Raw genomic sequence first — 21,308 nt, forward strand, 5'->3', positions numbered from 1 at the left:
AGTGGTTCCTTTCCTTACTTCTCCGTATTTTCTCCGTATTTTTTCAGAAATTCTGCTTCCATGCTCCGCTGCTTTTTGTCGTTCTTCTTTAAAAGCCAGATCAGAACAAAGGTCAGAATAATAAACGCCAGACAGATTGGGCGTTTAAAGAATATGGTCCAGGAGCCGTCTGAAAGGACCAGGGAATTTCTTAAATTGGCCTCTGCGATGGGGCCAAGAACGATTCCGAGAATAATCGGTACGGGAGGCAGTTCCACCTTCTGCATGAAATAAGCGATACAGCCGAAAATCAGCATGACCCTCACGTCAAAGGAAGAATTCGCCAGTGAAAATGCTCCCGTACAGCAGATTACGACCAGGAGCGCCGTCAGAAGCTCCTGCGGAATGTGTGTGATTTTTACGAACAGGGGAAGCAGATATTTTCCCTGTAAAAACATCACAATCTGAGAAATCACGCATCCGATCAAAATGGCGTAAACGACCGGCCCCGAAGTGGAAAACAGCTTCGGACCAACCACCAGCCCATGCATGGTGAATGCGCCCAACAGCGTGGCCGCCACCGCATCTCCCGGAATTCCCAGTGTAAGCAGCGGAATCAGCGTGGCCGCGGTCGCCCCATTGTTGGCGGACTCCGGCGCGGCGATTCCCTTTAATTCTCCCTCACCGAACTTCTCGCCCGGTTTCGCGCAGCGTTTGGCCTCGTTATAAGCGATATAGGAGGCGATCGCCCCGCCTGTGCCCGGAATGGCTCCGATAAACGCTCCGATCGCGGAGGATTTCAGCATGGTGGGAACGGTACTCTTTAATTCGCCGAGCGTCAGGCGGTCCGAGGGATCTGCCTTCTTCAGTTCTGTGCCCGCTTCCTCTTCTTCCGTACCGTTTACACGGCTGATCATCTGTGCAATCGCGTAAACACCCAGTAAAACCGCCAGCATTTTGATTCCGTTATACATCTGAAGACTGCCGAAGGTAAAACGGGTGACGCCGCTGACAGCATCGATTCCCACCGTGGCGATCAGTACGCCGAAAGCCCCGCTGATCACACCCTTTAAGATGCTTCTTCCGCTGACTGAGGCGATAACGGACAGCCCGAACACCGCCAGTGCAAAGTACTCCGGTGCTCCGAAATGAATGGCAATTTTGCTGATCTGCGGCGCGAAAAACAGGAGGCACAACGCACTCACCAGTCCGCCAAAGGTGGACGCCGCCAGGGCCATGTCCAGGGCCTTCCTGGTCTTTCCCTTTTTCGACAGGGGATATCCGTCCAGCAGGGTGGCTGCCGCTGCGTTCGTTCCCGGCGTATTGATCAGAATCGCCGTTATGGAGCCTCCGAAATTCGAGCCGAAAAAGATAGCGGTCAGCATCAGCAGGGCTGGAACACTGCCTAATTTAAATGTAAATGGAATCAGAACGGTAATGGCCAGATTGCCATTCAGCCCTGGTATGGAGCCGAAAATGATTCCGATAAAAATCCCCAGGTTTACAAATACAAAGTTCTCCAGAGTAAACAGCTGGGGCAGTGCCTGAAATATAATTTCCTTCATTTGCGGCCTCCTACTTCAGTCTCACGTGAAGTACCTGCGTAAACAGCAGATACAGGACGAAAACCGTGATAATTACGATCATATAATACAGCTTCTTCTTACTCTTTGTAAAAAGCAGGGTTGCGGCTCCCAGGAATATGGAAGCCACAATAAAGCTGTAGTCAAACAGGATCACATAGATCCCAAACACCGCCATGTAAAGGAACGCCTTGCCTTCTTTTGCCAGATTCAGTTCCCGGACCGTGTCCTTCTTTAAAATGAGGCTCTGGACGATCAGCGCCGCGCCGCATACGATAAACAGAATGGCTGCTCCGCCGGGAACGGCCCTGGAAGTCAGGCTGTTTCCTGACGAATATTCTGTACCTATCTGAGCCGGAATCAGCCAGAGGACTGCCAGGCCGAAGATCACGCTTACGATTCCGGCCCACAGATTTGTCCTGTACTTCACTTTCATATCGCTTTCTCCCTGCCTTATTAGTGATAATATTTTTCGTAGATTTCCTGGCACATTTTTGCGGAATCCTCAATCATGGCACGGACGGTATCGCCGTCGGCAATATCCGGGACGTATTTTGCACTCTCGGCCAGTTTCTTACATTCCTCTGTTTCCGTATAGGCCTGAATCATGTCATGAATCTGATCCAGAGCCGCCTGATCCGCTCCCTTTTTCGCCATCAGGAAGTTGCAGGATTTGAACTGAATATCATATCCCAAATCCACGACAGACGGAACGGCAAAACCTTCGAATCCTTCATAGGCATCCGCTGAAAATACCACGATGGGAACGGCCGTCCCCTCTTCGATAAACTGCTGACAGGCACTGGCATTGCCAATGGCGCAGACTACGTCACCGGAGGTCAGGGCCAGCATATCCTTATTCGTTCCGCCCGATGTCACGGCCTCCGCGTTTAAGCCCGCTTCTCCGAACAGCGCCGTGCCCAGCATATGAGTCGTTCCTCCAGGTGTATTGGAGCCGAACAGAATCCGCTCCTTCTCTCCATAGGCCTTCAGTTCCTCCCAGTTATGGATGCCGCTCTTCTCCGGGTTCACACAGAGTACAAAATCCTCAGATACCATGCCGGATACAATGGCGAAATCGTCAAGGCTGACCTTAATATCCTGATTAAAGAGAGGCGCCAGTGTAAAGAGCGCGATTCCAGACGTCATCAGCTCGCAGGGATCTGCGTCCTTGGCAAGAAGATCATTGGCTGCAATAGCTCCTGACGCTCCGGTCAGATTATTAATCATAACCGTCGTTCCCGTGCTCTGCTGAATTCCCTGTCCCAAAATCCTCGTGATCGTGTCCATGGTTCCCCCTGCTGCATTGGGAACACGGATCGTGATGTCATGGTCCGGTTTCCAGCTGCCGGCCGGTACGACGGCGCTGTCGGCGGCTCCACTCTCATCAGACGCTCCCTCTTTGGCCGCCTCCTTCTGTGTCTCAGACGGATTCTTCGCTCCGCTCTGGCTGGCGCATCCCATAACCGACGCCGCCATAACTCCCGCAAGTACCAATGCCATCAAATTTCTTCTTTTCATTTGCTGCCTCTCCTTTTCATATAATTTCATTTTGAAATTAATTAGTTAAATTTTTAAGACACACCCCGTTGTCTTTTTATCATTATATCACATCTCTATATTATTTCAATATGAAATTATATTTTTTTATTGAGTTTAGACAATAATCTCCAAAGCCCGCTCCACAGACAGTCTGGCAATGCTATCCTCAATGCGGACATTTTTCGTCTCTCTCACCATCCAGCAGTTGTCGGCGATCTCCTCCGTAAAGGCCAGTTCCTTCGTCTTCTGCTTCAAACGCTCCAGAATCCCATCGACGCTCTCGAACAGATCGCCATACAACACAAGCGTTCCGGGGTTCACAACCAGAAGAATCTGATTAATGCCGATCGCCAGCTTGTCAATGGCATCCTTAAGGACCGCGGCCGCAGCCTTCTCCCCCTCGCCAGCCAGTCTGCAGATCTCCGGCAGCTCCAGCCGTTTCCCGCTGGCTTCGAAGTACGCCTCTTCCATGGCCGGCTTTGACACATACGATTCCAAATGCCCTCTTTTTCCGCAGGCACACCGTCTTCCTCCGCTCTCCACAAGGATGTGGGCAAACTTACCTGCCATGCTGTTCTCGCCGTCGATCACCTGGCCATTGCAGATAATGCTGCCTCCGACACCGTCGGAAATGTAGAGATACACCAGATTCCGGTTGGTGCCGCTCAAGTCCAGATACTGCCCTTTTAAGTCGGCAATCACGTTGTTTTCCACGAGAATCTCGCAGTCATACCGCGCTCCCATGTATTCCTTAACATGGATCTCCTCTCCTGAGTCGGGTGAATAGATTACGCTTCCCTTTCCTTCGTTTACCGTTCCGCGGGAGGCAATACCAATGGCAAGAAGGTGTTTCTTCTCAATGCCTGCAGACTCTAAGCAGTCCTGGACGGCATGTTCCATCAGGCTTAAGAGCTGATCCCCTTTCGTTTTCCCTAAAAGCCTTATCTCACCGGAATGCACCGGTTCTCCTCCCAGGTTCCTGATACAGTAGTAAAGCCTCGATCTGCTTAAATTCATTCCGACGCTGTAATAGGCATTCTTTTTGACGCAGAGCATAACCGGCCTGCGCCCCATATGGGTCTGTTCGGTGCCTTCCTCACAAATAAGCCCCTCCCGCAGCAGTTCCTCCACTACCCGCGTGACGGACGGCGCAGAAAGGCCCAGGCGCTTCTCCAGCTGTTTTCTGGAAATGCCTTCATGATTTAAAATTTCGCGAAATACGCGAACCCTGTTTCTGGATTTCATCTGAGATTTTCCGGTGTTTTCAATGCGAAGCATAGGACAAGCCTCCTTTCCTGGCTAGAGTACTCCCGGGAGCACTCACTATCACTATCATACTCGATATTCCTGTTTCCGGCAAGCAAAAAGGATGGTATAGTATTCGTATCAATTTACAGAAATGGGGAAGATTTATGTTGACTACAATTAGAAATTCAGAATTGACCGCGGTGATTGACAGCGCAGGAGCACAGCTTGTTTCTTTAAAAGACCGCAGTGGAAAAGAATACATCTGGCAGCGGGATCCGCGCTTCTGGGACCGCTGTTCTCCGCTCCTCTTTCCCGTGGTTGGAGGCTGCCGGGACAACCGGATCGTGATAGACGGAAGCGAATACAGCCTGCCAAAGCACGGTTTCTGCAAGGATATGGAGTTTCACAGGACCACACGGACAGACTGCAGCGTATCCTTCCTTCTTCAGGACAGCGAATACACAAAAACCATGTATCCCTGGTCCTTCTGCCTGTCGCTGACCTATGAGCTGCAGCATGGGAGCCTCCTCCTGAAATACCGGGTCACCAACAAGGACTCCTCTGCCCTGTATTACTGCATCGGAGCCCATCCTGGCTTTTGCTGTCCTATGGAGGAAGACGCTGCCTTCGAGGACTACTGTCTTGTATTTGAGAAAGAGGAATCCACTTATGCCATGCCCTTTGACAGTCTCCTGGGAGAGTATCTCTCCGGCGGAAGCGGATACGAACTGCATGGCCGTATCATTCCCCTTTCCAGGGAACTCTTCCAGGACAATGCCCTCTATTTTCCCGAAATCGCCTCACGCCGTGTCTCTCTCGTCCATCGGGAAAGCGGCCGTGGCGTCGAGGTTTCCTATCCGGACTTTGAGACGATTGCATTTTGGACCGTGTACCCGGACAGGGCGCCGTTTCTCTGCATCGAGCCCTGGAACGGTTCCGGAGCCCGCACAGGAGAAGGGGACGAGCTGATTCATAAAAATCATGTCCGAAGACTGGAACCAGGCGCCTCCCACGACCTCTCCATGGCAGTAAGGCCTCTTATTTCTCGTACAGAAACTCTTCCGGAAGTGTTACCTTAAAATCCTTTGCCAGATCCCTAAAATTCTGCGGCGTAATGGTCTGCAGCTTATCCGGACGGATCGACAGAACCTTTACCAGGATTTCAGCGGACTTCTCCACGGTATGCATCAGGCCGAAGGTCAGATCAAAATCTTCGCCGGAGGCAAACAGGCCATGGTGAGCCCATACGGCAACGTCGTACTTCTTCATCAATTCGCTGGTGGCCACGGCGATGTCGCGTCCGCCCGGAACCATCCAGCCGACTACGCCGACGCCATCCGGAAATACGACCGGACACTCGGTAGCCATTTCCCATAATTCTCTCGTAAATACCTTGTCTTCCAGCGGAAGAACGAAGGTCAGGGCGATGACATTGGTCGGATGCGCATGGTAAATCACGCGGTGCTTTCCATTGGTAACTTCTTTCTTCACTTCATGGTTCATCAGATGGGATGGGAGCTCGCTGGTTGGGCGTCCGCCATTCACCAGGCCCCAGCAGATGCGGTAGTTCTCTCCCGCCTCATCTACCTCGATGATGCAGCTGTTGGCCGCCGGATCAAGGATTACATTGCGGAAGTATTTTCCGCTTCCCGTTACCATGAAATACTCGCCGGCCAGCTTCGGAACGCTGGTTCCGATCGGCTGCCATGGATTCGTGTCTGTTAATTCTTCCTTCACGGATTCCACTTCTTCCGGTTTGATGCGGTAGCTCAAGTTGCCGCCGTTTCTTTCATGCCAGTTCTGTTTGAAACCGTCGTCACAGAGACGGATAAAGCCTTTTACAAATTCTGCTTCTGTTACTTTCATTTTATTTACACCTGTTCTTTCTGTTCTTGTAATTTTTATTCTCGTTTTTTTCTATTCCATAACGGCACGGAGGCCGCATTGCATCCTTAACTTCTCTTTGCCAGAACGTCGGCCTCATACCTCTTTACTTCCTCAAACCATGCTTCCTTAACCGGGGCGCCGTTCTGCTCGCAGAAGTAATCCCATACATCGCCTAACGGATAGGTCTTCATTTCCTCGGAAAGCATCATTAATTCCGTAAACTGCCTGTTGTTCTGAAGTTCCGCCATCCTGGCGCTCGGAAGAAGCAATGCGTTTAACAGCGCTTTCTGCATATTGCGCATGCCTACAACCCAGGCACTGATGCGGTTGATGCTGGCATCAAAGAAATCGAGGGCCAGTAAGACGCGGTCTGCGCCGCCGCGGATGATTTCCCCCGCGATCGCTCTCGTCTCATCGTCAAATAAGACTACATGGTCGCTGTCCCAGCGCACCGGTCTCGTCACGTGAAGAGCCACCTTGTCAAAGAACAGAAGCATGGAAGAAATCTTGTCGGAAACAACCTCTGTTGGGTGATAGTGACCGCTGTCCAGCAGGCATAAAATATCATTCTTGGAAGCGTAATTCATATAGAACTCATGGGAACCGACCGTGCAGCTTTCCATACCGATTCCGAACACCTTGGACTCAACCGCCACAAACACGCTGGACTTGTCGTAATCGATGGAAAGGATCTGATCCAGGGAATCCTTCAGTCTCGCTCTCGGAGCCGTGCGGTCCGCCGGAATGTCCTTGAATCCGTCAGGAATCCAGATATTCATGGTACATGGCGTCCCCAGCTCTTTTGCAAAATACTCGGAAATGCGGATGCATGCCTTCACATGGTCGATCCAGAATTTGCGGATCTCTAAAACTTCACTGGATAATGTGGCATTTTCCGCCTTCGCGTGGGAGAATAAGGTCGGGTTAAAGTCGATTCCGAGGCCCCTTTCCTTTGCAAATTCCACCCATTTTGCAAAATGCTTCGGCTCCAGCTTGTCTCTGTCTGCCCACTCGCCCTCTTCAAATACGGCATAGCTTGCATGAAGGTTGATTCTGTGTGTTCCCGGAATCAGGCTGAGCGCCTCGTCCATGTCGGCCATCAGCTCTTCCGGTGTCCTTGCGCGTCCCGGGTAGTTTCCGGTCGCCTGAATCCCGCCGGAAAGTGCGCCTGCCCCGTCAAATCCAATTACATCGTCTCCCTGCCAGCAGTGCATGGAAACCGGAATATTTTTCAGGGCCTCCAGGGCGGCGTCCGTATCCACACCGGCTGCACGGTAAATTTCCTTTGCGGCTTCATATCTCTCTTTTACTGTCATGATATCATTCTCCTCTTTCTGATTTTATCTGTACCGCCGGTCAGTCCAGATGGAATACCGGCTTTAAATCCACACTCACCGGGCTGTTGTCCGGGTTTGTATCCATGATGTCGGCCATATAATCCCACCATTTGCGGTTAATAGCCGTGTCTGCTGATTTCGCCCATTTTGCTTCCTCTTCAATCTCGATATAGCCATAGAGCACATTCGTCTCGCTGTCCAGAAAAATAGAATAGTTATGGCCGCCATACTCATGGATCATGTCCTTCATCTCCGGCCATAAAAGGTTGTGCCGCCTCTCATACTCTTCGGCCATGCCTTCATACAGATGCATTTTAAATGATTTATGTATCATCCTCAGTTCCTCCGTTATTCGTATGTGCTGATCTCAAATGAATGGTATACGGCCGCTCTCGCTTCCGTAAGCCCCTGAAATTCTCCGGCTCTGATCATCTGAGCCAGAAGATTGCCGATGGCGGTTGCCTCGCCCGGACCCGCGTATACCGTTTTCCCCGTGGCCTTTGCAGTCAGCTGGTTTAAATACTCTGCGTTGGAACCGCCTCCCACAATATTCACAGCCTGATACGTCCTGCCTGTGATGGCTTCCAGTTCCTCCACCGTCTCCTTGTAACACTGAGCCAGGCTGTTGTAGATGACCGCCGCCAGCGCACCGGCCGTCTCCGGTACTTCCTGGCCGGATTCTTTTAAATACGCTTTTACCGCTTCCGTCATGCTCTCCGGCGCGAGAAATACGTCGTCGTTGCAGGGCACAATGGACTTTATGGTCTCATGGGACGCCATGCGGCAAAGTTCGGCGAAAGAATAGGCTTCTCCGGCCGCGGCAAGCTCCTTTTTTACAGACTGAATCATCCACAGGCCCATGATGTTCTTCAAATAGCGGAAACGATACTCATAACCGCCTTCGTTTGTCAGATTGGCCTTCCGGCTTTCTGCAGAACAGTCGGCCTCGCTTAACTCGGTGCCCATCAGGGACCAGGTGCCGGAACTGATGTATAACAGGCCGCCGTCCGTATCATGTGTTTTTTCAGTCTCATGGCCTTTTCTTTCCCCGTTTTCCGGAACCGGGACCGCCATAACCGCGGAGCCTGTGTCATGGGTCGCAGGAAGAACCACCTTGCAGTTAAAGCCGACCTCGTCCTGCACGGCTTTCGTCAGCGTCCCTACCACGGTTCCCGGCATGGACAGCTCGGTAAACAGTTTTTCAGGATATCCGAGCTGACGAATCAGCTCATAGTCCCACGTCTTCGTCACCGGACTGACCAGCTGGGTGGTCGTCGCGTTAGTATATTCCTGTCTCTTCACGCCGGTCAGCATATAATGGAAGTAATCCGGGATCATCAGCAGGGACTCCGCGCCGGAAAGTGCCTCCGGCTGTTCCTCTTTCATCGCCATCAGCTGATAGATGGTGTTGAATATCTGCTTCTGGATTCCAGTCCTTTCATACAGGGCATCCGGAGAAATGACTTCGTATACCTTTTCGTCCATGCCCTTCGTCCTGTCATCCCGGTAGCCGACCGCGTCTCCCAGCCTCCGTCCGTCTCTGTCCAGCAGGACAAAATCCACCGCCCAGGTATCGATTCCCATACTGCACGGAATCTTTCCCAGCGCCGCGCACTGCTTCATTCCCATCTTGATCTCGTGAAACAGGGATTCCACATCCCAGCAGAGATGGCCGTTTCTCTTCTCCATGCCGTTTTCAAAACGGTAGATCTCTTCCAGGCTGATTGTTCCGTCCTTCACTGTGCCGAGGATATGGCGGCCGCTGGAGGCGCCGATGTCCACTGCAAGGTAATAGTTCTCCATTTGTATCACCCTCCGATATTTTCTAATCATATTTTATCGAATTATCAGGCAGAAAAAAAGGTCTCGGTTTATTAAAAAATGTGTCCTTATTTGCAGGTTGGAGGCGCCGGGGAGTTTCTGTTTCATAGTATGGCTTGGTTTTTAGTCTAAATAGAACAAAGAGTCCGGCTCGCTAGACGCTCGCGCCGGAGCGCAGCTGCTTCAGCAGCCATATTTCCCTGGCGCGATGTGTGCATCCTGCCCGGAGGGCTTTTTATGTAATAGGGGAACTTCACTATTACATAAAAAATACAGGGATCTGTATGCATTTGCTTTCACAGATCCCTGTATTATACTCATTTGATGCGTCTGATTCCTCTAGCGCTCAGTCCGATTTCTCCGTTTTTTTCTGCCGGTCAGTCCCAGCCCCGCCAGGCCAAGTACTCCGGCGGCAATAAACAGGCTAAAGCCAGGCCGTCTGCGCTCTCCCGTCTTTGGCAGACCTGATAGCGGCACATTTCCATCGTCTATGGTAATCTCCGTATTTCCCGGTAAATCCGGTGTCGGCATTGCCGCTAACGGAATCTCCGAATCCGGAATCGTCTCCGTATGGCCAGTATATCCCGGCCCCTCCGTTACGGTACCGGTCTGTCCCGGCCTCGGTACACTGCCGCCGGAATTATGACCGCTTCCGTGACTGCTCCCGCCCCCGTTTTCCGGTGTTTCAGGGGATACTGGCGGTGTGGCCTCCGGTGTTGTTACTGGCGGTGTCTCTGGCTGAGTCACTGGCGGTGTCTCAGGCGCTGTCACTGGCGGTGTTTCAGGCGCTGTCACTGGCGGCGTTTCTGGCTGAGTTACCGGCGGTGTCTCTGGCTGAGTTACCGGCGGTGTCTCTGGCTGGGTCACCGGCGGTGTCTCTGGCTCTGTCACTGGCGGCGTTTCTGGCTGAGTTACTGGCGGCGGCGTCTCTGGCTGAGTTACCGGTGGTGTCTCTGGCTGAGTTACCGGCGGTGTCTCTGGCTGGGTCACCGGCGGCGTTTCTGGCTCTGTCACCGGTGGCGTTTCTGGCTGAGTTACCGGCGGTGTCTCTGGCTCTGTCACCGGCGGCGTTTCAGGCTGGGTCACCGGCGGTGTCTCCGGCTCCGTTACCGGCGGTGTCTCTGGCTCCGTTACTGGCGGCGTCTCTGGCTGAGTTACCGGCGGTGTCTCTGGCTCTGTCACCGGCGGTGTCTCTGGCTGAGTTACCGGCGGTGTCTCCGGCTCCGTCACCGGCGGTGTCTCTGGCTCCGTCACTGGCGGCGTCTCCGGCTCTGTCACCGGCGGCGTTTCAGGTGGCGTTTCCGGCTCCTCATCAATCGGATAATTGATCACGTCCTCCGCAAAATTCCCCTTCGAAAAGTCGATATGGACATCGTTTGACGGTTCATATCCCTCATAACCGCCCGTCTCCCGGATCCGGTATTCGGTCTTGGGATTCAGAGCTGCAAAGCTCACTTTTCCATCGTCTCCGGTTCTGGCCGCAGTCACCTTCACCCAGCTTCCGTCAACCTTCTTTTCCAGAGTAAATTCCACTCCCGGGAATATTACGCGGTTCTTTCCGTGTTTATCGACCTTATACTTTGTTATCTCCGCCTTTTTCAGTCCGGTTCCCGTGCCTCCGGCATCGGCGGACATGTCATACATGATGATCTTCTGTGAACTGGAGGTCTCCTTTGAAACGTACTGGTTATAACTCCATTTTGCCGCGTTCTGGTAGACCACCGGCGTATTGAGAAGCATTCCTTCCAGCGTCATCACCTGCGTGCGGTATGTCACGACAAAGGAATCTGCCAGACGCGCCTGGCCCTCCTCATTAAACTCAGCCGGAATGTGGATAATCAGCGTCTGCTCTCCCGGCTCCCCGGTGAGAACGTAATGAACACCCTCGGTCATTGTTATTTCCCGGCCGCTCTTTTTTACGGTGATCCGGCCGTCTTTGAGTTCCATTCCTCTGGGAAGCGTATCCGTGATACAGAGTCCCGGCTCAAGTCCAAGCGACGCATGGTCACAGTCATTTTCTATATCCACCGGGAACTTATCGTCGTTGATATTGATATTCCACAGAATGGCATCTTTGCCTTCCACTTTGGAACTCTTCCGGAAATCGATCATGTGGCGCATGCCCTTGTACTGATAAAGTCCATCCGCTCCGATCGTTCCCTTCAGCCCCTCGTACCAGCTTTCCGCCCGGTTTCTGTATGTGATCTCATCGTGATGATTGATGGTTTCACCCGCGGTCTTTCTGAATGTGGTTCCTATGGTCACTTTGAAATACTGATCAATATCGCCGAAGGAAAATGCCAGCACTTCCGGCGTTCCGTCGTTCATGATATTCCGGATCATGGCTTCCACCGCTTCCGCGGAAGCTACCACGGTTCCATCCGTTACCGGCCCGGCTCCTTTTAATGCTTCGTAGCTTCCTGTCTGATACGTGAGTTCAAAGCCTTCGGAAACTGCCGCGGGATTCCAGGTTCCCGTCTCTGTATCCAGCACCGTATGCCAGGTTTTCGAAGCTGGTCCATCCGGGCTGCTTTTTTCCCTCACTTCTATCCTGACTGACGAAATATCGGTGTGGTCCTTAAGCTTCCCTCCATCCGCAACCGGGTAGGAGCCGCTGTTGGCATGGGGCTGTGCCAGACAGTCTTTCAACACATAGCCCTTGCGTAAAAACTCTCCCCCATTGACCTCTATGGTCCAGTTAAGCTTCTGGGTACTGCCGTCATAGGCTCCCGTCTTCTTGAGCACAACGGGCGGCGTCAGCTTCACGCTGCCATCGTAATCCATGACGATCTTTTTCTCATCGGCTTCCAGCTCCACATGGTTTACGTATGCCCGCTGCTGGTTGTCTGTTACGTTGTCCTGCCCGTTTAAAAAGGTGTGTACAGTCACGACATGGGCTTTTTCCATCACGAAATCTTCACCAAAATCAATGGTAAAGTACTCTTTTCCCTTATCCTCCCCGTCCTCTTCCACGATCCCGCGGGTAAAGGTAAGCTGTGTTTCCTTTCCTTCCAGCTCCACCGCCATGGTACTCTCCGGTTCCTCACCGCCGAAACGATAGAGCTCCACCGCTCCGCCAGGCTGTCCTTCGTCACTGACTGTGACGGTTCCGGTAAATTCCTGGCCGACTGGAAGCAAATCGGTGATGATTACGTGGTTCTGCGGCATTTCCTGTTTGTTGATATGGATGGACCAGGTAATCTGACGCCCATCCCATTTTCCCTCTTTGGAGAGGACCTGGCCGCCCGGGATACTGCCTGCTGCCTGCTTCGAGCGGATCACATGGTCTGCCACATAGGCCGTCGCCACGTTGGTGATCGTTTCGCCTCCGTTTAATCCCTCCTGATACGCAGTCTCAAATACTATTTTCAGGGGGATTTCAAGCCCTTCCGGTATATCGAAGCTTAATACCCTGCTCTCTTCATCGTAGGCGTCCGTGATTCCGTGTCCGGAAAGCTCAGTCAGCTTCAAACTGTTGTCTTTTCCCTCATAGGAATACACTTTGAAACTGCCGCTATAAGTCAGTTTCTCATTCAGTTCATCTGAAATGGTGAAGCCTTCCTCCAGATATGCCCCGCCGGGATTCACCGTCAGCGTCCACGGCAGAATCCCGTTTTTCATCTCCCCGGCCGTTTTCTGCAGCAATGCCGCCGGATAGGTATACGTCTGATCGGCCGTATCAAGCGCCAGATCGCCGACGGTAATACCGGCCTGATTTTTAATTGTCACCGGTTTGTCTACGACGCCGGCGGCATCCAGATCCATAACCGGTTTGTCTACGGCATCCAGATCCATAACCGGTTTCGTCTTTACGGTCATGGTCACCGGAGAGACCGTATCCCGGAGGAGTGTCACCGCAAAACCGTGTATTTCCGGTATCGCTTCGATTGCATAGTCCTCAGTGCCAAGTGCTTTCCCGTCTGAAACGACCGTTACCTCATCCTCCAGCCAGACGGAATTGTCGCTGTAGGTATCATGGATCACGGTACCCTCCGGAAATTTTGCACCATTTGTGGTCTTTGCGGTAATCTCCCAGACCGCGGCTCCTCTCGAGTCCCGGAAGGAAAATTCCTTTGATATCTTTATCTGCTCCTTCTTATCCAGAACAGGCTCCTGAAACTGAAGGGAAATGTCACCGAAGCCCTCAAATGGAAGAACCGTCTCATACACATCCTTACTGCAGATATTGCTCCATTCCACACTCCCCGATACCCGGAAGGAGAACCAGATGTCGCTCACCTCGATGATGTCCTCCTCCGGCTCGTCGTCCGACAGCTGGGAGACCGTGGCCACCGACGGAGATGCCTTCTTCTGCTGTGTTCTCCCGTTCAGCCGCTGAATCTTTTCAACAAAAGAGCGGTTGAACCGCACAGACGCAAAGCTGCCGCGGCTGGCGGTACTGTCAGAAGCCGTGGCCGGCACCGCCTGACGGAAGGTGAAGGTCACGGTTCCTATCACGTGGTTGTTTTCTCCAAGGCGGTCATACAGCTCCGCATTTGTCTCATTTTTCTTCAGGACAAGCTCCAGCGTTTCCTGATTGCCGGAAACCGGAAATACATCCGGCAGCGGAATCTTATATTCCACTCCCGCCGCCAGCGCTCCGCCAAGCAGCGCTTCCGCAATGTCGCCGCTCTGATACGAGGCCGATACGACATACGTTTCCTCCGGGTCCAGATCACTGAATTCATCTCCCGGCGCCGCTTCTTTCCCGTCGAACAGAACGGTGATGTCATCTATATAGCCCAGCAGGGGATACTCTCCCGCCTCCTCTTTCTCTGACGCCCATGCCGTTACCGCAGTCCCCGGCAGCACATACGATACTGTGATGACAACCGTAAGCAGCCATGTAAACGCCCTCTTTAAATACGAATATCCTTTCATCCATTTCCTCCTGTTTCCATTGAAGTCCGGTTTCTGATTATAGGGACGTTCAGTTACAGACCGGTTACAAAACGGGATATTTTCTCCATTTTACTTAAGTCGATATTTTTTTACTCAAATAGATTTGGACGCCGCTTGTGTACACCCTTTTATTCTTGTGCTATACTGCATGTATGAATATCTGTCTGCGGACCGTTACTGTCCGCAGGCCCTTCGATGGGAGGCCGTCATGGCATTAAAACAGAAACGGGAACAGACTATTTTTCAAAAACAGCTGGAAAAAGCGGCAACCAGAAATATTGTTTTCCTGGTTTTCATCGGATGCCTGTTTTTTTCAGCCGCCATTTTCGGGATTAACTATTTAAACACTCGGTTTAATGTGCAGGCACACATTGAATTCCTGTCCAGCACCTTTCAAACGGCTTATTACGCCACGGATTCCTACTTGAACGACACGGAAAATAACTCCGTTTTTACGAAGTGTATCGAGGATGGGACGGATGGCAGCGAGGTGCATTACTCCTTAAGCAAGTACAATGTAGACAGCCCGATCCGCCTGAACTTAATTCTGGCAGACCGGGACCGGAATATCGTCTATACCAGCTACGGCGCCGATGATATGAACCTGCACCGGATCGCATTTAACGGCATTGTCTGCGACAACGCAGCCGAAAATGGCCCGGACCTCTATCACACCGTCTACTATTTTACCGGGGACACCTCGGAATACGTCTTCTCCAAGCCCCTTTACCGCGGCGGCGAACTCATCGGGTTCGTGGGCGCCTATTTAAACGGCCATGACTGGGCCCGGCTGTTTTCCGATTATCAGTACGACAACATCATCACCACCGCAAACGGGGATATCATCTTCTGCTCCCGCGAGGGATTTCTGCCAGAGCGGAATACCAATAAATTCAGAAATGAATCACAGGAGCGCATGGTCTTCCTTCACGGAAACCGGTACCTGCTTTCGTCCCATTTTATGAAGGACGAGGGCGTGTTTCTCTATTCCTTTATCTATTACCCGAAAAATGTGCTCTATCTTACCATCGGTATCCTGACCATCGTGTTTCTGGGCGTGATCTGGTTTATCATGACCTTGAGGCTCTCCAAACTCATGGCGGAAAAGAACGCCCGGTCGGTCGGCATGCTGGCCGATGAGATGAGGATCATACGCCACGGCGACAGCGGCCATGTGATCGAAATCCATACCGGAGATGAATTCGAGGAGATCGCCAGCCAGATCAACCGCATGGTTAAGAGCATCAACGATTTGAACACGCGCAACACCGATTTAATCCGTTTAAACAGCATGATCGAGATCAGCAACCTACAGACCCAGATCAATCCTCATTTTATCTATAACACACTGGACACCATCAAGTACCTGATCATGTCGGAGCCCGACAAAGCCGCTCACCTCATCGAGAAATTCACGCATATTCTGCGCTACAGCATCAACAACACGAAGCAGGATGTCATATTGCTTGAGGATATGCGATACATAGAAGACTACCTCTATATCCAGCGGACCCGGTTCGGAGACCGTTTTCTCTGCGAGACCGCCCTTGCGGACGAGTGCATGAGATACCGTGTTCCGAAGCTGCTTTTACAGCCCATCATCGAGAACAGCATTAAATACGGTTTTAAGAAGAAGATGGAAATCCGTGTCGCCATACGCGGATGGTGTGAGGAAGACTACCTCTATCTGAGCGTCGAGGACGACGGCCCAGGCGTTCCCCGCTCCACGCTGGAGACCCTGCGGGCCATGTTAAAATCAGAAGAACTGAAAACTGAGCACAACGGCCTCCAGAATCTGGCCCGGCGCATTGTGCTGGAATACGGGGACAACAGCGAGATGACCATAGACAGCCGGGAAGGGGAATATTTCCGGGTGGATATCAGATTAAAAAATAAGGAGAGGAAACCTTGTACAGTGTAATATTGGTAGAGGATGAGGACATCATCCGAAGAGGAATCAAAAACTCCGTACCGTGGGAGGAATTTAACTGCAGTGTCGTCGGGGAGGCACGAAACGGGGAAGAGGGCGGCGCTCTGATCGCAGAGCGGAACCCGGACATCGTCATAACCGATATCAACATGCCGGTGGAGGACGGACTCCAGATGATCGCCAGGACGAAATGTGCCTATGATTACGTCGCCATCATCCTGACCGGCTACTCCGACTTTGAGTATGCCAGGGAAGCCATCCGAAACGGCGTCTCCTACTACGTTTTAAAACCCCTGGATATGGAGGAAATGAAGGAGGCGCTGGAACGGGCGGCCCTGGAACTGAAAAACATCGGAATTCTCCGCCGTGAGATGGAGGATCGGGAAAAGCTGAAGCATTCCGTTCTGATACCGGAGCCGGACTCCATGGGCGGTATGGACCCGGTCGCCTCTCAGATTCTCGATTTCATCGCCAGAAACTACGATCAGAAGATCGCGCTGGCCGACCTGGAAGAAGAGCTGCATTACTCGGAGCGCTATTTAAACCAGCGGTTCCAGAAGGCGTTAGGCACCACCGTAATCGAGTATCTGAACCGGTACCGCATCCAGAAGGCCCTGGCCATGCTGACGGACGAGGGGAATGCCATTTCCGATATCGGATGGAAATGCGGGATCGGGGACTATAAGTATTTCAGCTACGTCTTCAAGAAATACATGGGTTGCTCCCCAAAAGAATACCGTATAAAGATTATATAAAGGCATTTGAACTTGTACACCGTGGATACATACAAAAATACCGAACAGATCTCTCTGATGTGTTCGGTATTTTTGCTGTTTGTTCGGAAATTCAGGTATTATCTTTTATGCATATTTACTAAAATAGAGATACAAACAACAATCGAAGGAGGATTTACTATGAAAAAAACAATTGCATTGGCAATGGCGCTCACGATGACGGCAGCGGCTCTGGCGGGCTGTTCTTCTTCCTCTTCCACACCGGCGACAACGGCGGCTCCGAAGGCAGAAGCAGGCACCGAGGCGGCGGGCGATACAAAGGCGGCAGAGCCTGAAGCGAAAAAGGGCGGCGGCAAGCTGGTGGTTTACTCTCCCAACTCCGAAGGACTCATGAACGCGACAATCCCGCTGTTTGAAGAAAAGTACGGCGTTGACGTGGAAGTGATCCAGGCCGGCACCGGAGAACTGGTCAAGAGAATCCAGTCCGAGAAAAATGATCCGTACGCCGACGTACTCTTCGGCGGCTCCTGGTCCCTGGCATTTGACAATGAAGACCTCTGGGAACCATACGTATCTCCTAACGATTCCGGCGTACTCGACGCCTACAAGAATACCTGCGGCTTCATCACTGGCAACGTACTCGACGGCAGCTGCTTAATCGTCAACACCGACTTAATCGGGGATATCAAGGTCGAGGGCTATGCCGATCTGTTAAATCCGGAATTAAAGGGCAAGATCGCAACGGCCGACCCGGCCAACTCCTCCTCCGCATTTGCGCAGCTGACCAACATTCTGCTGGCTATGGGCGGATATGAGGACGACGCAGCCTGGAAATACGTGGAAGATCTCTTTACCAATATCGACGGAAAGATCATCGAGAGCTCCTCAGGTGTATACAAGGGAGTCGCGGACGGCGAGTATCTGGTGGGCCTTTCCTATGAAGATCCGTGCGCGCAGCTTGTAAAGGACGGCGCTCCGGTCAAGATCATCTATCCAAAGGAAGGCAGTGTTTATCTTCCGGCATCCGCAACCATCGTAAAAGGTGCGAAGAACATGGATAATGCAAAGCTGTTTATCGACTTCATAATCAGCGAGGAAGTTCAGAATATCTGGGGAACAACCCTGACCAACCGTCCGGTATTAAAAGACGCGAAAACCAGTGATTTCATGACACCAATGTCTGACATCTATGTAATCGAAGAGGATATCCCGTATGTGAGCGCTCATAAGAAAGAGCTCGTGAACAAGTATACCGATATTTTCACAAGCATAGAGTCATCCAAGTAGAGTAAATGAGAGGGCCGGAGGTTAAAGATGAGTAAAATTATTATAAAAGACGCAGTTAAGAAGTATGGTAATAACACAGTCATCCCGGACTTAAATGCCACCATCAGGGACGGGGAACTCTTTACCCTCCTTGGGCCTTCCGGCTGCGGCAAGACCACACTTCTTCGTATGATCGCTGGATTCAACTCCATTGAGGGCGGTGATATCTATTTCAATGACACCCGCATCAATGATATGGACCCCAGCAAGCGGAATATCGGCATGGTTTTTCAGAACTATGCCATATTCCCCAATATGACGGTACGCGACAACGTTGCTTTTGGTTTAAAAAACAGAAAGATTGAAAAAGAAAAGATTAAGACTGAGACAGATAAATACTTAAATCTGATGCAGATCATGCAGTTTGCCGAGCGTATGCCCAACCAGCTTTCCGGCGGCCAGCAGCAGCGTGTTGCGCTGGCCCGGGCGCTGGTCATCACCCCGGACGTTCTGCTGATGGATGAACCACTGTCAAATCTGGATGCCAAGCTTCGTCTGGAGATGAGAATCGTGATCCGCCACACCCAGAAGGATGTCGGCATCACCACCGTCTATGTCACCCATGATCAGGAGGAGGCGATGGCCATCAGCGATACCATCGCAGTCATGAAGGACGGCGTCATTCAGCACGTCGGCACTCCCAAGGACATATACCAGAGACCAAAGAATGTCTTCGTCGCCACCTTTATCGGCAGAACCAACATCATTCCCGCCCGGGTGGAGAACGGCTCTATCGTTTTCGGCAACGGATACCGGGTGGAGATGGACTGCTTAAAACAGACGGCCGGCCAGGAGGTCTTATGCTCCGTGCGCCCGGAGGAATTCGTCATCTCCCCGGATGGAACAGAGGGCATCTCCGGCGTCGTAAAGGAATATACGTATCTCGGTTTAAATACACACTATTTTGTGGAGACTGACGACGGGCAGAAGACAGTAGAAATCGTCGAGGAGTCTTCCATCGAAGACGAGCTGAAGCCGGGACAGAGGGTACTGCTCCAGGTGAAAAAGCATAAAATCAATATCTTTAACAAGGAAGGCAGTGTAAATCTCGTAAGGAGTGAGGCATTCTATGAAGGATAATAGCAAATTCCGGCTGGACATATGGGGAATCATAACGCTGTGCACCATCGCAGTTTATGCCCTGTTTCTGATTTATCCTATGGCCCACTTAATTCAGCAGTCTGTCATAGATGCCGAAACAGGCCAGTTCTCCATGGCCAACTTTACCAAATTCTTTTCTAAGAGTTACTATTTCAACACCCTGTTCAACAGCTTTAAGGTGTCCATCGCGGCGACGGTTCTGTCCATTGCGATTGGAACGCCGTTAGCCTATATCTTCTCCATTTATAAGATAAAAGGAAAATCTCTGCTGAACATCCTGATCATCGTGGCATCCATGTCCGCACCGTTTATCGGCGCTTACTCCTGGATCCTTCTGTTGGGCAGAAGCGGTGTCATCACTACATTTTTCAAGAATATCGGAATTACCATACCGGATATCTACGGCTTCGGCGGGATCGTGCTCGTCATGACGCTGCAGCTGTTCCCGCTGGTATTCCTCTACGCCAAGGGCGCGCTCAAAAATATCGACAATTCCCTGGTGGAGGCGGCCAACAACCTGGGCTGTTCCGGCATTAAATGCTTTTTCAAGGTTGTCATTCCGTTAATCATGCCAACGCTTCTGGCCGCGGCCCTGCTGGTATTCATGCGTTCCTTCGCGGACTTCGGAACACCGATGCTGATCGGCGAAGGGTACCGGACCTTCCCGGTCGTCCTCTATACGGAGTTTATCAACGAGGTGGGCGGCAACGACGGATTTGCGGCGGCCATCGCGGTTATCGCCATCGTCGTCACCACTGTCGTCTTCCTGGCGCAGAAATACGTGTCCAATAAGAACGCATTTTCCTTAAATGCCCTGCATCCCATCGAGGAGAAGGCGCCCAAAGGGCTGGCCGGCTTCCTGGCTCACGCGGCCTCCTATCTGGTCGTGGGAATCGCGATTCTGCCCCAGATATACGTCAGCTACACCTCATTCAAAAAGACGGAGGGAAAGATCTTCGTCCCCGGCTACTCGCTGGAAAGCTACGCTTCCGCGTTTGGAAAGCTGGGACGGAGTATTCAGAACACGATTATCATCCCGATCTGCGCCCTCGTCATCATAGTCCTGCTGGCGATCATGATCGCCTACTTAGTCGTCCGCAGAAAGAACGCGCTCACCAGCACGGTGGATATCATCTCCATGATTCCTTATATCGTGCCCGGCACCGTTCTCGGTATTGCGCTTCTTACCGGCTTCAATAAAAAGCCTGTCATGTTAAGCGGTACCATGCTGATCATGGTCGTTGCCCTCGTAATCCGGCGGCTTCCATATACGATCCGCTCCTCGGTAGCGATCCTGCAGCAAATTCCGATGAGCATCGAGGAAGCGGCCATCTCCCTCGGCGCATCGAAGATGAAATCATTTTTCAAGGTTACCGTACCCATGATGACGGCCGGAATCGTCTCCGGCGCAATCTTAAGCTGGGTTACCATGATCAGCGAGCTGTCCACGGCCATCATCCTGTATACAGGCAAGACAAAGACACTGACGGTCGCCGTTTACACGGAGGTAGTACGAGGCAACTACGGCATAGCGGCAGCGCTGTCCACCATACTGACGGTTCTAACGGTCGTTTCATTGCTGATCTTCAACCGGGTAAATGGCGGAAAGGATCTGAGCCTGTAGATGACAGACGGTTGTCTGACAGGGTGCCAGGGCGTGCAGAGAGCAGGAATGAATATACAAACAGGCTCCTGGCCTGATGTAAAAATCTAATACCATGACAAAGCCATATAGTTCCCGGCCGGCTCACGAAAATGTGATGAGCTGGCCGGGAACTATTTTTTACCCCTCAGCCGCTCTGCTATGGAAACAGGAGGATTATTTTTGCTTCCGCCGTATTTCCTGCAAACTTTGAATCCGATTCAAACTTGACAGCTCCGTCTTTTTTCGCTATACTGTTATACATATATATAACAG

15 protein-coding genes are annotated in these 21,308 nt (G+C 51.8%); 6 read left to right on the forward strand and 9 right to left on the reverse strand.

The window, feature by feature from the left end; all coding sequences use genetic code 11:
- Nucleotides 1-14: 14 nt before the first annotated feature.
- The 4 genes from H8S80_RS13825 to H8S80_RS13840 form a co-directional block, all read right to left on the reverse strand.
- The gene (locus H8S80_RS13825) at nucleotides 15-1,544 is read right to left on the reverse strand and encodes a tripartite tricarboxylate transporter permease (protein WP_002602645.1); all 1,530 of its coding nucleotides are present in this window, start codon (nucleotides 1,542-1,544) and stop codon (nucleotides 15-17) included.
- A 10-nt stretch (nucleotides 1,545-1,554) separates the two neighbouring features.
- Nucleotides 1,555-1,998, reverse strand: a complete 444-nt coding sequence (locus H8S80_RS13830) for a tripartite tricarboxylate transporter TctB family protein (protein WP_002602644.1) — start codon at nucleotides 1,996-1,998, stop codon at nucleotides 1,555-1,557.
- A 20-nt stretch (nucleotides 1,999-2,018) separates the two neighbouring features.
- Nucleotides 2,019-3,083, reverse strand: coding sequence for a tripartite tricarboxylate transporter substrate-binding protein (locus tag H8S80_RS13835; protein WP_117632086.1), 1,065 nt, complete (start codon nucleotides 3,081-3,083; stop codon nucleotides 2,019-2,021).
- A gap of 135 nt (nucleotides 3,084-3,218) precedes the next feature.
- On the reverse strand, nucleotides 3,219-4,382 hold the full coding sequence (locus H8S80_RS13840; protein ID WP_117632084.1) for an ROK family transcriptional regulator: 1,164 nt from the start codon (nucleotides 4,380-4,382) through the stop codon (nucleotides 3,219-3,221).
- 134 nt (nucleotides 4,383-4,516) lie between these two features.
- On the opposite strand from H8S80_RS13840, the gene H8S80_RS13845 reads away from it, so the two are divergent.
- Nucleotides 4,517-5,431 (forward strand): aldose 1-epimerase family protein, encoded by a 915-nt coding sequence (locus H8S80_RS13845; RefSeq protein ID WP_117632082.1) that lies wholly within the window; start codon nucleotides 4,517-4,519, stop codon nucleotides 5,429-5,431.
- Here H8S80_RS13845 and rhaD read toward each other — a convergent pair.
- From rhaD to H8S80_RS13870, 5 genes are all read right to left on the reverse strand, one after another.
- Nucleotides 5,391-6,218, reverse strand: coding sequence for a rhamnulose-1-phosphate aldolase (gene rhaD / locus H8S80_RS13850; RefSeq protein ID WP_055654392.1), 828 nt, complete (start codon nucleotides 6,216-6,218; stop codon nucleotides 5,391-5,393). The genes H8S80_RS13845 and rhaD overlap by 41 nt on opposite strands.
- 86 nt (nucleotides 6,219-6,304) lie before the next feature.
- Nucleotides 6,305-7,555, reverse strand: coding sequence for an L-rhamnose isomerase (locus H8S80_RS13855; RefSeq protein WP_117632080.1), 1,251 nt, complete (start codon nucleotides 7,553-7,555; stop codon nucleotides 6,305-6,307).
- A 40-nt stretch (nucleotides 7,556-7,595) separates the two neighbouring features.
- The gene (gene rhaM / locus H8S80_RS13860; protein ID WP_002602638.1) at nucleotides 7,596-7,910 is read right to left on the reverse strand and encodes an L-rhamnose mutarotase; all 315 of its coding nucleotides are present in this window, start codon (nucleotides 7,908-7,910) and stop codon (nucleotides 7,596-7,598) included.
- Between the two features lie 14 nt (nucleotides 7,911-7,924).
- On the reverse strand, nucleotides 7,925-9,379 hold the full coding sequence (rhaB, locus tag H8S80_RS13865; protein ID WP_117632078.1) for a rhamnulokinase: 1,455 nt from the start codon (nucleotides 9,377-9,379) through the stop codon (nucleotides 7,925-7,927).
- Between the two features lie 357 nt (nucleotides 9,380-9,736).
- A complete protein-coding gene (locus H8S80_RS13870; RefSeq protein WP_117632076.1) occupies nucleotides 9,737-14,278 on the reverse strand; it encodes a doubled motif LPXTG anchor domain-containing protein in 4,542 nt (1,513 codons plus the stop codon).
- Nucleotides 14,279-14,507: 229 nt separating this feature from the next.
- Between H8S80_RS13870 and H8S80_RS13875 the strand changes: the two genes are divergently transcribed.
- From H8S80_RS13875 to H8S80_RS13895, 5 genes are all read left to right on the forward strand, one after another.
- On the forward strand, nucleotides 14,508-16,220 hold the full coding sequence (locus H8S80_RS13875; protein ID WP_117632074.1) for a sensor histidine kinase: 1,713 nt from the start codon (nucleotides 14,508-14,510) through the stop codon (nucleotides 16,218-16,220).
- Nucleotides 16,208-16,984, forward strand: a complete 777-nt coding sequence (locus tag H8S80_RS13880) for a response regulator transcription factor (RefSeq protein ID WP_117632073.1) — start codon at nucleotides 16,208-16,210, stop codon at nucleotides 16,982-16,984. Before H8S80_RS13875 ends, H8S80_RS13880 begins: the two co-directional genes overlap by 13 nt.
- Nucleotides 16,985-17,143: 159 nt before the next feature.
- Entirely contained in the window at nucleotides 17,144-18,250 is a 1,107-nt protein-coding gene (locus H8S80_RS13885; RefSeq protein ID WP_025529956.1) for an ABC transporter substrate-binding protein, read from the forward strand.
- 27 nt (nucleotides 18,251-18,277) lie between these two features.
- Nucleotides 18,278-19,369: an ABC transporter ATP-binding protein gene (locus H8S80_RS13890; protein ID WP_117632072.1), complete on the forward strand. Its 1,092-nt coding sequence runs from the start codon at nucleotides 18,278-18,280 to the stop codon at nucleotides 19,367-19,369.
- Nucleotides 19,359-21,014, forward strand: a complete 1,656-nt coding sequence (locus H8S80_RS13895) for an ABC transporter permease (RefSeq protein ID WP_002602631.1) — start codon at nucleotides 19,359-19,361, stop codon at nucleotides 21,012-21,014. The genes H8S80_RS13890 and H8S80_RS13895 overlap by 11 nt, the downstream gene beginning before the upstream one ends.
- The last annotated feature ends 294 nt before the right edge of the window (nucleotides 21,015-21,308 follow it).

The organism is Hungatella sp. L36 (genome assembly GCF_014288035.1).